14 protein-coding genes are annotated in these 13,553 nt (G+C 57.6%); all 14 read right to left on the reverse strand.

Features of this window, described 5'->3' with window-relative positions; genetic code table 11:
• Positions 1-48 precede the first annotated feature (48 nt).
• Entirely contained in the window at positions 49-474 is a 426-nt protein-coding gene (locus HV782_RS00935; protein ID WP_007954164.1) for a F0F1 ATP synthase subunit epsilon, read from the reverse strand.
• Between the two features lie 45 nt (positions 475-519).
• The gene (atpD, locus tag HV782_RS00940; protein ID WP_025112247.1) at positions 520-1,899 is read right to left on the reverse strand and encodes a F0F1 ATP synthase subunit beta; all 1,380 of its coding nucleotides are present in this window, start codon (positions 1,897-1,899) and stop codon (positions 520-522) included.
• A gap of 27 nt (positions 1,900-1,926) precedes the next feature.
• Positions 1,927-2,787 carry a F0F1 ATP synthase subunit gamma gene (gene atpG, locus HV782_RS00945; RefSeq protein ID WP_008084419.1) on the reverse strand — a complete coding sequence of 287 codons (861 nt, stop codon included), beginning with the start codon at positions 2,785-2,787 and terminating at the stop codon, positions 1,927-1,929.
• A 50-nt stretch (positions 2,788-2,837) separates the two neighbouring features.
• Positions 2,838-4,382: a F0F1 ATP synthase subunit alpha gene (gene atpA, locus HV782_RS00950; RefSeq protein ID WP_123470091.1), complete on the reverse strand. Its 1,545-nt coding sequence runs from the start codon at positions 4,380-4,382 to the stop codon at positions 2,838-2,840.
• Between the two features lie 21 nt (positions 4,383-4,403).
• Positions 4,404-4,940, reverse strand: coding sequence for a F0F1 ATP synthase subunit delta (locus tag HV782_RS00955; protein WP_007911956.1), 537 nt, complete (start codon positions 4,938-4,940; stop codon positions 4,404-4,406).
• A 12-nt stretch (positions 4,941-4,952) separates the two neighbouring features.
• On the reverse strand, positions 4,953-5,423 hold the full coding sequence (locus HV782_RS00960) for a F0F1 ATP synthase subunit B (RefSeq protein ID WP_007954149.1): 471 nt from the start codon (positions 5,421-5,423) through the stop codon (positions 4,953-4,955).
• Positions 5,424-5,481: 58 nt separating this feature from the next.
• Positions 5,482-5,739 (reverse strand): F0F1 ATP synthase subunit C, encoded by a 258-nt coding sequence (atpE, locus tag HV782_RS00965; RefSeq protein WP_003097235.1) that lies wholly within the window; start codon positions 5,737-5,739, stop codon positions 5,482-5,484.
• Between the two features lie 133 nt (positions 5,740-5,872).
• Positions 5,873-6,742 (reverse strand): F0F1 ATP synthase subunit A, encoded by an 870-nt coding sequence (atpB, locus tag HV782_RS00970; RefSeq protein WP_007954148.1) that lies wholly within the window; start codon positions 6,740-6,742, stop codon positions 5,873-5,875.
• Between the two features lie 16 nt (positions 6,743-6,758).
• Complete coding sequence (locus HV782_RS00975) at positions 6,759-7,166, reverse strand: F0F1 ATP synthase subunit I (protein WP_123470093.1); 408 nt, start codon at positions 7,164-7,166, stop codon at positions 6,759-6,761.
• Positions 7,167-7,314: 148 nt separating this feature from the next.
• The gene (locus HV782_RS00980) at positions 7,315-8,187 is read right to left on the reverse strand and encodes a ParB/RepB/Spo0J family partition protein (protein ID WP_041073587.1); all 873 of its coding nucleotides are present in this window, start codon (positions 8,185-8,187) and stop codon (positions 7,315-7,317) included.
• A gap of 9 nt (positions 8,188-8,196) precedes the next feature.
• Positions 8,197-8,994 (reverse strand): ParA family protein, encoded by a 798-nt coding sequence (locus HV782_RS00985; RefSeq protein WP_003229787.1) that lies wholly within the window; start codon positions 8,992-8,994, stop codon positions 8,197-8,199.
• Positions 8,995-9,012: 18 nt separating this feature from the next.
• Complete coding sequence (rsmG, locus tag HV782_RS00990; RefSeq protein WP_122842119.1) at positions 9,013-9,657, reverse strand: 16S rRNA (guanine(527)-N(7))-methyltransferase RsmG; 645 nt, start codon at positions 9,655-9,657, stop codon at positions 9,013-9,015.
• On the reverse strand, positions 9,654-11,552 hold the full coding sequence (gene mnmG, locus HV782_RS00995) for a tRNA uridine-5-carboxymethylaminomethyl(34) synthesis enzyme MnmG (RefSeq protein ID WP_186743778.1): 1,899 nt from the start codon (positions 11,550-11,552) through the stop codon (positions 9,654-9,656). The genes rsmG and mnmG overlap by 4 nt, the downstream gene beginning before the upstream one ends.
• A 553-nt stretch (positions 11,553-12,105) precedes the next feature.
• The gene (mnmE, locus tag HV782_RS01000) at positions 12,106-13,476 is read right to left on the reverse strand and encodes a tRNA uridine-5-carboxymethylaminomethyl(34) synthesis GTPase MnmE (RefSeq protein ID WP_123470096.1); all 1,371 of its coding nucleotides are present in this window, start codon (positions 13,474-13,476) and stop codon (positions 12,106-12,108) included.
• Between the last annotated feature and the right edge of the window lie 77 nt (positions 13,477-13,553).

Raw genomic sequence — 13,553 nt, forward strand, 5'->3', positions numbered from 1 at the left:
AGCCGAGGCTACCCTTTTTTATCAATCGCACAACAAGCGGCTGACGGATTAACCGCCAAACTTCTTGCGGATCTGCTGGACGGTGCGCAGCTGAGCTGCAGCCTCGGCCAGACGTGCGGACGCAGCTCCGTAATCGAAATCTGCGCTCTTCTCGTGCAGAGCAGCCTCGGCAGCCTTGAGAGCTGCTTGAGCCTGAGCTTCATCCAGGTCGGCGGCACGTTGCACGGTATCGGCAAGCACCTTGACCATGTTCGGCTGAACCTCGAGGAAACCACCGGAGATGTAGAACACCTCGGCTTCCCCGCCTTGCTTGATCAGGCGGATCGGACCTGGCTTCAGATTAGTGATCAGCGGCGCGTGACCCAGAGCGATACCAAGATCACCCAGTGCACCGTGCGCAATCACCATCTCGACCAGGCCGGAAAAGATTTCCCCTTCCGCGCTGACGATATCGCAATGGACTGTCATAGCCATCTGATTGCCTCAACCTAAATTAGCGCCCGTTGCCGGGCGCCGGGATTACAGTTTCTTGGCTTTCTCGATCGCTTCTTCGATGCCGCCAACCATGTAGAACGCTTGTTCTGGCAGGTGGTCGTAGTCACCGTTGAGGATGCCTTTGAAGCCAGCAATGGTGTCTTTCAGGGAAACGTATTTACCCGATGCACCGGTGAAGACTTCAGCCACGAAGAACGGCTGCGACAAGAAGCGCTGGATCTTACGAGCACGGTTTACCAACTGCTTGTCGGCTTCCGACAGCTCGTCCATACCCAGGATCGCGATGATGTCCTTCAGCTCTTTGTAACGTTGCAGAACGTACTGAACGCCGCGAGCGGTGTCGTAGTGGTCCTGGCCGATTACGTTCGGGTCCAGCTGGCGCGAAGTCGAATCCAGTGGATCTACCGCTGGGTAGATACCCAGGGAAGCGATGTCACGGGACAGAACGACGGTGGCGTCCAAGTGGGCGAAGGTGGTCGCTGGCGACGGGTCGGTCAAGTCGTCCGCAGGTACGTATACCGCTTGGATCGAGGTGATCGAACCTTCCTTGGTCGAAGTGATACGTTCTTGCAGAACGCCCATCTCTTCAGCCAGGGTCGGCTGGTAACCTACTGCCGAAGGCATACGGCCCAGCAGTGCGGATACTTCGGTACCGGCCAGGGTGTAACGATAGATGTTGTCGACGAACAGCAGAACGTCGTTACCTTCGTCACGGAACTTCTCGGCCATGGTCAGGCCGGTCAGAGCTACGCGCAGACGGTTTCCCGGCGGCTCGTTCATCTGACCGTAAACCAGTGCCACTTTGTCCAGAACGTTGGAGTCCTTCATCTCGTGGTAGAAGTCGTTACCCTCACGAGTACGCTCACCCACACCGGCGAACACGGAATAACCGCTGTGCTCAATGGCGATGTTACGGATCAGTTCCATCATGTTTACGGTTTTGCCTACACCGGCACCACCGAACAGACCGACTTTACCGCCTTTGGCGAACGGGCAAACCAGGTCGATAACCTTGATGCCGGTTTCCAGCAGGTCGTTGCCGCCTGCTTGCTCAGCGAACGAAGGCGCTGGACGGTGAATGCCCCAACGCTCTTCGGTGTCGATCGGGCCAGCTTCGTCGATCGGGTTGCCGAGGACGTCCATGATCCGGCCCAGGGTCGCTTTACCGACCGGTACGGAGATGGCTGCGCCAGAGTCGGTAACTTCCAGACCGCGCTTCAAGCCCTCGGTGGAACCCATCGCAATGGTGCGAACCACGCCGTCGCCCAGCTGCTGCTGAACTTCCAGAGTGGTTGCGGCCGCGCTTTGTACAGTCAGCGCGTTGTAGATGCTCGGTACGCTGTCGCGTGGAAATTCCACGTCGATAACGGCGCCGATGATTTGAACGATACGTCCGCTACTCATAGCTGGATCCTCTGAATATTTGAACCGTTAAACCGCGGCAGCGCCGCCGACGATTTCCGAGATCTCTTGGGTGATCGCAGCCTGACGCGCCTTGTTGTAGATCAGCTGCAAATCGCTGATCAAATCACCGGCGTTGTCGGTAGCGTTCTTCATCGCGATCATCCGCGCAGCTTGTTCAGCCGCGTTGTTCTCGACCACCGCCTGGTAGACCTGCGACTCAACGTAGCGGACCATCAAGCCGTCAAGCAGCTCTTTGGCATCCGGTTCGTAGAGATAGTCCCAGTGGTGCTTGAGATCCTGATCCGGGGTAGCCACCAGTGGAATCAACTGCTCCACGGTAGGCTGCTGCGTCATGGTGTTGATGAACTTGTTGGATACCACGGACAGGCGGTCAATACGGCCGTCCAGGTAGGCATCCAGCATCACCTTGACGCTGCCGATCAGATCATTGATCGACGGCTCTTCACCCAGGTGGCTGATAGCTGCAACGACGTTACCGCCGAAGTTGCGGAAAAAGGCCGCACCCTTGCTACCAACGACACACAGATCAATCTCGACGCCGTTTTCGCGGTTTACCGCCATGTCCTTGACCAGGGCCTTGAACAGGTTGGTGTTCAAGCCGCCGCACAAACCACGGTCACTGCTCACAACGACATAACCGACACGCTTGATGGCGCGGTCGATCATGAACGGGTGGCGGTATTCCGGGTTGGCGTTGGCCAGATGCCCAATTACCTGGCGGATACGTTCCGCATAAGGACGGCTAGCAGCCATGCGCATTTGTGCCTTGCGCATTTTGCTGACCGCCACTTTTTCCATGGCGCTGGTAATCTTTTGCGTGCTTTTGATGCTCGCAATCTTACTGCGAATCTCTTTTGCGCCTGCCATGTAACACCTATCAGGTTAGCAAGCGGGAGCCTCGCGGCTCCCGCTGCGGCTTACCAGGTTTGGGTGGCCTTGAACTTCTCGATACCGGCTTTCATGCCAGCGTCGATTTCGTCATTGAAGTCACCTTTAACGTTGATCTTCGCCATCAAATCGGCGTGATCGCGGTTGAAGAAAGCAATCAGCGCTTGTTCGAAGCTGCCGATCTTGGCGATTTCAACGTCAGTCAGGAACCCACGCTCAGCGGCATACAGCGACAGCGCCATGTCAGCGATCGACATTGGTGCGTATTGCTTCTGCTTCATCAGCTCGGTAACGCGCTGACCATGCTCAAGTTGCTTGCGGGTCGCTTCGTCCAGGTCAGAAGCGAACTGGGCGAATGCCGCCAGTTCACGGTACTGAGCCAGAGCGGTACGGATACCACCGGACAGCTTCTTGATGATCTTGGTCTGAGCGGCACCACCCACACGGGATACCGAAACACCGGCGTTCACTGCAGGGCGGATGCCCGAGTTGAACATGGCCGATTCCAGGAAGATCTGACCGTCGGTGATGGAAATCACGTTGGTCGGAACGAACGCGGAAACGTCGCCAGCCTGGGTTTCGATGATCGGCAGTGCGGTCAGGGAACCGGTTTTGCCGGTCACTGCGCCGTTGGTGAACTTCTCTACGTATTCTTCCGAAACGCGGGATGCGCGCTCCAGCAGACGGGAGTGGAGATAGAACACGTCGCCTGGGTAAGCTTCACGGCCTGGTGGACGGCGCAGCAGCAGGGAAATCTGGCGGTAAGCCACTGCTTGCTTGGACAGATCGTCATAAACGATCAGCGCGTCTTCACCGCGGTCGCGGAAGAATTCACCCATGGTGCAACCGGAGTACGGTGCCAGGAATTGCAGCGCAGGAGATTCCGAAGCACTGGCAGCCACGATGATCGTGTTGGCCAGGGCGCCGTTTTCTTCCAGCTTGCGAACCACGTTGGCGATGGTCGATTGTTTCTGACCGATGGCTACGTAGACGCAGAAAATGCCGCTGTCTTTCTGGTTGATGATCGCGTCGATCGCCAGAGCGGTTTTACCGATCTGACGGTCACCGATGATCAGCTCACGCTGGCCACGGCCGACAGGGATCATGGCATCGACAGCCTTGTAGCCAGTCTGTACAGGCTGGTCTACCGACTTACGCCAGATCACGCCCGGAGCAACTTTCTCGACCGCGTCGGTCAAGGTGTTGCCCAGTGGACCTTTGCCGTCAACAGGGTTACCCAGTGCGTCGACTACGCGACCCAGCAGTTCCTTACCAACCGGAACTTCGAGGATGCGGCCGGTGCACTTGGCGCTCATGCCTTCAGCCAGAGACTGGTAAGCGCCCAGTACAACGGCACCTACGGAGTCTTGCTCCAGGTTGAGGGCCATACCGTAGACGCCGCCCGGAAACTCGATCATCTCGCCGTACATGACGTCGGCCAGACCGTGAATCCGCACGATACCGTCAGATACGCTGACGACAGTGCCTTCGTTACGGGCTTGGGAGGTCACATCGAGCTTGTCGATGCGGCCCTTGATAATTTCACTTATTTCGGAAGGATTGAGTTGCTGCATTGCTCTGCTGCCCCTTCAAACTCAAGATTTCAATGCTTCGGCAAGTTTCGCGATTTTGCCGCGAATCGAGCCATCGATAACCAGGTCGCCGGCGCGGATAACGACACCACCTATAAGGGCAGCATCCTCCGCAACTTGCAGGCGCACTTCCCGGTTGAGTCGTGCACTGAGAACCTTGGCGAGTTTGTCTTGCTGTTCTTGGTTCAATGCAAAAGCACTGGTCACTTCAACGTCTACCGACTTCTCTTGTTCGGCCTTGTACAGGTCGAAAAGAGCGGCAATCTCCGGCAGAAGCGGGAGACGGTCGTTTTCGGCAACGACATTGATGAAGTTCTGTGCCTTGGCATCAAACTTGTCGCCGCACACGTCAATAAACGTGGCGGCCTTTTCTGCGCTCGTCAGTCGCGGGGCCTTGAGCACGCGCTGCATGGTGTCGTCTTGCGACACCGCTGCAGCCAGGCCGAGCATGGCTGACCAATTGGCCAGTTGCTGGTGGGCCTGAGCGTGCTCGAAGGCCGCCTTAGCGTAAGGTCGGGCCAACGTGGTCAGTTCTGCCATGATCGCCCTCGCTTAGATTTCAGCAGCCAGTTGGTTAACCAGCTCTGCGTGCGCGTTTTGATCGATTGTGGCACCCAGGATCTTCTCGGCGCCGCCGACAGCCAGCAAGCCCACTTGGGCGCGCAGCTTGTCTTTGACACTGTTCAGTTCCTGTTCGATCTCGGCTTGAGCCTGAACCTTCACACGGTCAGCGTCGACACGGGCCTTTTCAACGGCCTCTTCGACAATCTGGTTACCGCGTTTCTTGGCTTGCTCGATGATTTCAGCTGCCTGAGCTTTCGCTTCGCGCAGTTGCTGACCCGCTTTTTCTTGGGCCAACTCCAGGTCGCGAGCTGCACGGCTGGCAGCGTCCAGACCATCAGCGATCTTCTTTTGACGTTCGTGCAGAGCTGCGATGACCGGAGGCCATACGAACTTCATGCAGAACAGTACAAAAATCAGGAACGCAACGGACTGGCCAATCAGGGTCGCATTAATGTTCACGCCAACACCTCGCAGTTACGTTGTCCATCACACCAAATCACTCGGAAAATCCGAATGATTAGCCAGCGATTTGACCAACGAACGGGTTCGCAAAGGTGAAGAACAGAGCGATACCAACACCGATCATGGTTACGGCGTCGAGCAGACCGGCAACGATGAACATTTTAACTTGCAGCATTGGAACCATTTCTGGCTGACGCGCTGCGCCTTCCAGGAACTTGCCGCCCAGCAGGCCGAAACCAATTGCGGTACCCAGTGCGCCCAGGCCGATCAACAGTGCAACAGCGATAGCGGTTAGACCAACTACAGTTTCCATCTTTCCTCCCGACTTTTACGTCGTATGGTTTAGGTTTTTTAGATTAAAGCGGTAAAACAAATCGTTTCAGGTGCCCTGTGAAGAGCCCCTTCCCGTTTGACCGGGAAGGACATCAGACTAGTCGAGACTGGTCTTAATGGTTTTCTTCGTGCGCCATCGACAGGTAGACGATGGTCAGCATCATGAAGATGAACGCCTGCAGCGTGATGATCAGGATGTGGAACACCGCCCACGCCCACTGCAGAACAACGCCCAGGCCGCTCAGCCAGAGCAGGCCGCTGCCGAACATCACAGCGATCAGAATGAACACCAGCTCGCCGGCATACATGTTGCCGAACAGACGCAGAGCCAGAGAGATCGGCTTGGCGATCAGGGTCACGAATTCCAGCAGGAAGTTCACCGGGATCAGCAGAGCCTGAACGAAGATGTTCTTGCTGCCGAACGGGTGCAGGGTCAGCTCGCCGATGAAGCCGCCGAGGCCCTTGACCTTGATGCTGTAGAAAATGATCAGGGCGAAAACCGAGAAGGCCATGCCCAGGGTCGCGTTCGGGTCGGTAGTCGACACGGCGCGGAACGGGATGTGGTGGTCGCCGGAGATCAGGATGGCCAGCTGAGGAATCCAGTCGACCGGTACCAGGTCGACGGCGTTCATCAGGAACACCCAGACGAAGATGGTCAGTGCCAGCGGTGCGATCACCGGGCTACGGCCATGGAAGCTGTCTTTCACGCTGCCATCGACGAATTCGACCAATACTTCAACGAAGTTCTGCAAAGCACCTGGCTGACCCGAAGTCGCTTTCTTTGCCGCCATGCGGAAAAGAAGAACGAAGATCAGACCCAACGCGACCGACCAGCCGAGGGTATCGACGTGGAAAGCCCAGAAGCCCATTTCCTTGGCTTCTGCTGCGGTATGGGCAAAGCCCCAGCCGCCGTTAGGTAGCTGACCGAAGGTCAGGTTCTGCAAGTGGTGCTGGATATAGCCCGAAGCGGTTGTTTCTGCCATGGTTGCCTCAAACGCCCTAAGGTCTCGAAAGTCTTGTTCTCATCAGCAGGGGAGCGAACCAGCTGACCGACTGAGTCAGCACGAACGCGCCGAATACTGCGATCGGCGCCAATGGCTTCACACCTGCAAACACCAGTGCAAAGAGCACTGCCGTCAAAATCAGTTTGCCTGCCTCGCCGGCATAAAAAGACCGGACGATGGACTGGGCTGCTCGGGCGCCGGAAAACCGAAATGCCCTGTGAGCGAAATAAACATTGGGCAGCAAGGCTATCAGGCCTCCGCAAAGTCCCGAGTATCCGGCAACGACTCCATGCCATTGCCAGAGCGCCAAAGCGGCAATGAGCAAAACGACAAACTGAGCCATCAACACCGGAAAAACCGCCAGGCGATGGAACGGCAGGCGGTTTGGCTTGCGGGTTTCCATCACAATTGCTCTCCAATGGTCGGCTGCCGAAATTCAATAACTTGGCATAATTTGTGCCGACAAAATGCGCGCAGAGTATAGGGGCGGTTCTGCCCCTATTCAACTGTCAGGTAGTGATTTCCGACTGCGCGCTACATGAGGAAATGTTTCAGCGGATGTGTGCGAGCACACCTTGGAGCTCATCGAGGGAGTTATAACCGATGACCAACTGACCCTTTCCCTTCTTTCCGTGGCGAATCTGCACCGCAGAGCCTAGGCGCTCGGCCAGACGCTGCTCGAGGCGGGCGATATCCGGGTCGGGTTTGGCCGCTTCCACTGGCTCCGGTTTACCACTCAGCCACTGGCGAACCAGTGCCTCGGTTTGGCGCACGGTCAGGCCGCGTGCGACAACATGTCGCGCCCCCTCGACCTGCTGATTGTCCGGCAGACCGAGCAATGCACGAGCGTGGCCCATTTCCAGGTCGCCGTGGGACAGCATGGTCTTGATCACTTCCGGCAGCGCAATAAGCCGCAACAGGTTAGCCACAGTGACGCGGGACTTACCCACAGCCTCGGCGACTTGCTGCTGAGTGAGCTGGAATTCCTGCTGCAGGCGCTGCAGGGCAACCGCTTCTTCGATGGGATTGAGATCTTCGCGCTGGATGTTTTCGATCAGCGCAATGGCGATCGCGGTTTCATCCGGCACATCGCGGACCATGGCCGGGATGGTTTCCTGCCCGGCCTGCTGGCTGGCACGCCAGCGGCGCTCACCGGCGATGATCTCAAAGCGGCCACCGCCAATCGGGCGCACCACGATCGGCTGCATGACGCCTTGTGCCTTGATCGACGACGCCAGTTCTTCCAGCGCCTGCGGGTCCATGTCCCGACGTGGCTGGTATTTGCCGCGCTGGAGCAAGTCCAGCGGCAAGTGTTGCAACTCACGGGTATCGGCCTGCGCCGCTTGTTCTTCCAGCGCGCTGACGGTCGGACCACTCAGCAGTGCATCCAGTCCACGTCCGAGACCTCGTTTCTTGACGGCCATGGGGATTCCTTAAGTTGGCTGGGCAGCGGCGATGCGTGAATTTTTGCGCTGACGACGAACCATCTCGCCGGCCAGGGCCAGGTAGGCCAGGGCGCCGCGCGATTGCTTGTCGTAGGCCAGCGCCGGCATGCCGTAGCTCGGCGCTTCGGCCAGGCGAATGTTGCGCGGGATCACCGTGTCGTAGAGCTGCTCGCCGAAGTGTTCCTTGAGCTGCGCCGACACATCGTTCATCAGGCTCAGGCGCGGGTCGTACATGGTCCGCAGCAGGCCCTCGACTTTCAGGTTCGGGTTCAGCAGTTCAGCGATGCGCTTGATGTTATCCACAAGGTCGCTCAAACCCTCGAGCGCAAAGTACTCGCACTGCATGGGGATAATCACCCCATCGGCGGCAACCAGTGCGTTCAGCGTGAGCATCGACAGCGACGGCGGACAGTCGATCAGAATGTAATCGTAGTTTTCGCGGATCGGCGCCAGCGCGCTGCGCAGACGGCTTTCCTTCATCTGCATTTCCAGCAGCACCACTTCGGCCGCCGTCAAATCACGGTTGGCCGGCAGCAGTTGATAACCGCCGTGTTCGGAATAGTGCATGGCCTGGGCCAGATCGCATTCGCCGATCAGCAGGTCGTAGACCGAGTTTTCCAGGCCATGTTTATCCACACCGCTACCCATGGTGGCGTTGCCCTGTGGATCGAGATCGATCAACAGCACCCGGCGCTTGGTGGCGACCAGGGATGCTGCGAGGTTGATACAGGTGGTGGTCTTGCCCACACCACCCTTCTGGTTCGCTATCGCGAATACCTTAGCCATTCTTGCTTGTGTTCCCAATCATGCCGTGCGGCGCAGTATCAGCAGATGGCGTTGGCCTTGGCAACCGGGTACGGCCAGGGCGTGTTCGCTATCGAGTTTGAAGTCTGCCGGCAATGCTACCAGCTCATCGGCCGGATGAACGCCCTTCATTGCCAGCCAGCGTGTATCGGCATCGCCGAGGTGGCGAGTCCAGTTGGTGAAGTTTTCCATGCTGCTGAACGCCCGGGAAATGATCCCGTTGAACGGCTGCGCAGGCTGGAACGCTTCGACGCGACTGTGGATAACTTGCAGGTTATCCAGTTTGAGTTCGAGTTTGACCTGGGTCAGGAAGCGGGTTTTCTTGCCGTTGCTGTCCAGACAGGTGACTTGCGCGTCCGGATACAGGATCGCCAACGGAATCCCCGGCATGCCGCCGCCGCTGCCGACGTCAAGCCAGCGGCCGTTTTCGATGAACGACATCACGCTCAGACTGTCGAGCAAGTGCCGCGAAACCATTTCGTCCGGGTCGCGCACGGCAGTCAGGTTGTAGGCCTGGTTCCATTTGATCAACAGGGCCAGATAACCCAGCAGCAATTCGTGCTGGGTTTCAGTGAGATTGACACCGAGCGCGCGGGCTCCTGTGGATAACTCTTCGGCGTGTTGCGAAGTGACCTTAGAACTCAAGCGCTTTGCTCCAACTGACGGCCCGCGCCGCGTTTTTTCAAATGAATCATCAACAGCGAAATCGCTGCCGGGGTCACGCCCGGAATCCGCGAAGCCTGACCGAGCGTCTCCGGACGCGTCGCGCCCAGCTTGCTCTGGATCTCCTTGGAGAGACCGGAAATGTTGGTGTAGTCGATATCCACAGGCAGTTTCGTGTCTTCGCTGGCGCGCAGACGGGCGATTTCGTCCTGTTGACGGTCGATGTAACCGGCGTATTTGGTCTTGATCTCAACCTGCTCGGCGACCTGTGGATCTTCGGCACCGTTGCCAGTCACTTCGACCAGACCAGCGTAGTCGATTTCCGGACGACTCAAGAGGTTGAGCAAGTTGTATTCGTGAGTCAGCGGCGTGCCGAATTTTTCGGCAATCGCATCGCCCTGCTGCGTGCCCGGGCGTACCCAGGTGCTTTTCAAGCGCTGCTCTTCAAGTTCGATGCTTTCGCGTTTCTTGCAGAAGGCCGCCCAGCGAGCGTCATCGACCAAGCCGAGCTCGCGACCTTTTTCGGTCAGACGCAGGTCGGCGTTGTCCTCACGCAGAATCAGACGGTATTCGGCACGGGACGTGAACATACGGTACGGCTCTTGGGTACCGAGGGTGATCAGGTCGTCGACCAACACGCCGATGTACGCTTCATCGCGACGCGGACACCAGGCTTCTTTGCCCTGCGCACGCAATGCAGCGTTGGCGCCGGCGAGCAGACCTTGTGCACCGGCCTCTTCGTAGCCGGTGGTGCCGTTGATCTGCCCGGCGAAGAACAGACCGCCGATGACTTTGGTTTCCAGACTGTACTTCAGGTCGCGCGGATCGAAGTAGTCGTACTCGATCGCATAACCCGGACGCACGATGTGCGCGTTTTCCATGCCGCGGATCGATTGCACGATCTGCAATTGCACGTCGAATGGCAAGCTTGTGGATATCCCGTTCGGATACAGCTCATGGGTGGTCAGACCTTCCGGTTCGATGAACACCTGATGGCTTTCCTTGTCGGCAAAGCGGTGAATCTTGTCTTCGATCGACGGGCAGTAACGCGGGCCGATGCCTTCAATCTCGCCGGCAGCCGAATACATCGGCGAACGGTCGAGGTTCGCCGCGATGATTTCGTGGGTACGGGCGTTGGTGTGGGTAATCCAGCAACTGACCTGACGCGGATGCTGTTGCTTGTTGCCCATGAACGACATCACCGGGATCGGTGTATCACCCGGTTGCTCGGTCATCACCGAGAAATCCACAGATTTGCCATCAATACGCGGCGGCGTACCGGTTTTCAGCCGCCCGACTCGCAAGGGCAGTTCACGCAGACGATGAGCCAGGGCAATCGACGGCGGATCACCGGCGCGACCGCCGGAAAAATTCTGCAAACCGATGTGGATAAGTCCACCGAGGAAAGTACCGGTGGTCAACACCACGGAATCGGCGAAGAACCGCAGACCCATTTGCGTGACAACACCACGCACTTGTTCCTGCTCGACGATCAGGTCGTCAGCAGCCTGTTGAAATATCCACAGGTTCGGCTGGTTCTCCAGGATCTCGCGGACAGCGGCCTTGTAAAGAATCCGGTCAGCCTGTGCACGGGTTGCACGCACGGCCGGGCCTTTACGGCTGTTCAACACGCGAAACTGGATGCCGCCCAGGTCGGTCGCCATGGCCATCGCGCCGCCAAGGGCGTCGATTTCCTTGACCAGATGGCTTTTGCCGATGCCACCGATAGCCGGGTTGCAGCTCATGGCACCGAGGGTTTCCACGTTATGCGTCAGCAACAGGGTTTTTGCCCCCATACGTGCTGAGGCCAGTGCTGCCTCGGTACCGGCATGACCGCCGCCGATGACGATCACTTCAAAACGGGAAGGGAAATCCACCACGCACCTCGTGCCTGCTTAATTAGGTCATTCAGGAATAGTTTGAGATCAGGTTTCTGGACCTGGTCGACAAGTATAGGGACTTCGCCCTTCCTAAAGAACCCTTTGCACAAAATTTAACCAGCTGTGGAGAACTCGAAGTTAAAAGAATAAAAAAGAGAGAAATTTATAAAACCTTTGTTTTTATGTTTATTCTTACTGCCCATCCTTTCTGTGGATAGATCTCTACAGGCCTTTATTTTCAGTATGTACAGAGATTCAAAACTCTGTGGTCATGTGCCCATGAGGCCCTTGGATAACCGGTGTAAGCCTGTGGATGAATGAGGTGGTTATCCACAGGGCGGGTTATATCCAGTTTTGAGGCCCTGTTATCAACTGACCTCAGTGGCAGTTATTCACAGAGCTTAATCCACAGAAATCTGATGAACGAGGAGACAGCGGGCAGCGGAAAACCGCTCAGGGCGGAAAAATCTGCCCGGCACTCGTGGAAGGAATTTAAAAAGGAGGGAAGCAGACAGGTCGCGAACGGACCTGTCTGTGAATAGCAGGAGGGTTATTTGCCGATGCAGAAGCTGGAGAAGATCCTTCCAAGCAAATCATCCGAACTGAATGCCCCGGTGATTTCACCCAGAGCGTGCTGTGCCTGACGCAAATCTTCAGCCAACAGTTCACCGGCCCCGGCCAGCGTCAATTGTGCGCGACCGTGTTCCAGCGCTGCACTGGCGTGGCGCAGCGCTTCCAGATGCCGGCGGCGTGCGCTGAAACTGCTTTCCGAGGTCTGTTCGTAGCCCATGCAGGCTTTGAGGTGTTCGCGCAGCAATTCCAGCCCCTCACCCGCCGATTTGGCGCTGAGGCTGATGGTGACGTGGCCATCCTCGCTGACTTCCAGGGCAATCGCTTCGCCCGTCAGGTCCGCCTTGTTGCGGATCAGGGTCACTTTCGCCGGATCGGGCCGGGTTTCGAGGAACTCCGGCCACAGGGCAAACGGATCTGCTGCTTCCGGCGCTGTCGCATCGACGACCAACAACACTCGATCGGCTTCTGTGATGGCCTTGAGCGCACGTTCCACGCCGATCTTTTCCACCTGATCGTCCGTATCGCGCAGACCAGCGGTATCCACCACATGCAACGGCATGCCGTCGATGTGGATATGTTCGCGCAGAATGTCCCGCGTGGTGCCGGCGATCTCGGTGACGATCGCAGCTTCACGCCCCGCCAAAGCATTCAACAGGCTGGACTTGCCGGCATTCGGTCGGCCGGCGATCACTACGGTCATGCCATCGCGCAGCAATGCGCCCTGCCCGGCTTCGCGCAGCACTGTGGATAATTCGTCGCGTACCTTGTCGAGCATGCTCAGCACATGGCCATCGGCAAGGAAGTCGATTTCTTCTTCCGGAAAGTCGATGGCCGCTTCGACATAGATTCGCAGGCTGATCAACTGCTCGGTCAGGTTATGCACACGCTGGGAGAACGCTCCTTGCAAGGAACGCAGAGCATTGCGTGCTGCCTGTGCAGAACTCGCCTCGATCAGGTCGGCAATCGCTTCGGCCTGGGCCAGGTCGAGTTTGTCATTGAGGAATGCTCGCTCACTGAATTCGCCCGGGCGAGCCAGACGACAACCCAGTTCCAGGCAACGCTTGAGCAACATGTCGAGAACGATAGGGCCACCGTGGCCCTGCAGTTCCAGCACGTCTTCGCCGGTGAACGAGTTCGGGCCGGGAAAATACAGCGCCAGGCCTTCATCGAGCACCTGTTGGTCGTCACTGAAAAACGGCCCGTAATGGGCATAACGCGGTTTCAGTTCTCGGCCGCTGATGGCTTTCGCTGCAACACTGGCCAACGGCCCGGAAATACGGACGATGCCCACACCGCCACGACCTTGAGCGGTGGCGACAGCGGCGATGGTTTCACGAGGTGTGCTCATAAACCGGAATCCAGACAAAAGTGGCAGATAGCAAAACGCCCCACTAGGGGGCGTTTTGAGTGGTGTTATCCACAGTG

Origin of the sequence: Pseudomonas monsensis (assembly GCF_014268495.2) — a bacterium.
GTDB lineage: Bacteria > Pseudomonadota > Gammaproteobacteria > Pseudomonadales > Pseudomonadaceae > Aquipseudomonas > Aquipseudomonas monsensis.

Bases quoted from the DNA above. Each gene is read 5' to 3' on its own strand.
- atpA (WP_123470091.1), bottom strand. From the start codon at position 4,382: ATGCAGCAACTCAATCCTTCCGAAATAAGTGAAATTATCAAGGGCCGC.
- mnmE (WP_123470096.1), bottom strand. From the start codon at position 13,476: ATGAGCACACCTCGTGAAACCATCGCCGCTGTCGCCACCGCTCAAGGT.
- atpG (WP_008084419.1), bottom strand. From the start codon at position 2,787: ATGGCAGGCGCAAAAGAGATTCGCAGTAAGATTGCGAGCATCAAAAGC.
- atpB (WP_007954148.1), bottom strand. From the start codon at position 6,742: ATGGCAGAAACAACCGCTTCGGGCTATATCCAGCACCACTTGCAGAAC.
- atpD (WP_025112247.1), bottom strand. From the start codon at position 1,899: ATGAGTAGCGGACGTATCGTTCAAATCATCGGCGCCGTTATCGACGTG.
- HV782_RS00980 (WP_041073587.1), bottom strand. From the start codon at position 8,187: ATGGCCGTCAAGAAACGAGGTCTCGGACGTGGACTGGATGCACTGCTG.
- HV782_RS00955 (WP_007911956.1), bottom strand. From the start codon at position 4,940: ATGGCAGAACTGACCACGTTGGCCCGACCTTACGCTAAGGCGGCCTTC.
- HV782_RS00985 (WP_003229787.1), bottom strand. From the start codon at position 8,994: ATGGCTAAGGTATTCGCGATAGCGAACCAGAAGGGTGGTGTGGGCAAG.
- HV782_RS00975 (WP_123470093.1), bottom strand. From the start codon at position 7,166: ATGGAAACCCGCAAGCCAAACCGCCTGCCGTTCCATCGCCTGGCGGTT.
- HV782_RS00935 (WP_007954164.1), bottom strand. From the start codon at position 474: ATGGCTATGACAGTCCATTGCGATATCGTCAGCGCGGAAGGGGAAATC.
- atpE (WP_003097235.1), bottom strand. From the start codon at position 5,739: ATGGAAACTGTAGTTGGTCTAACCGCTATCGCTGTTGCACTGTTGATC.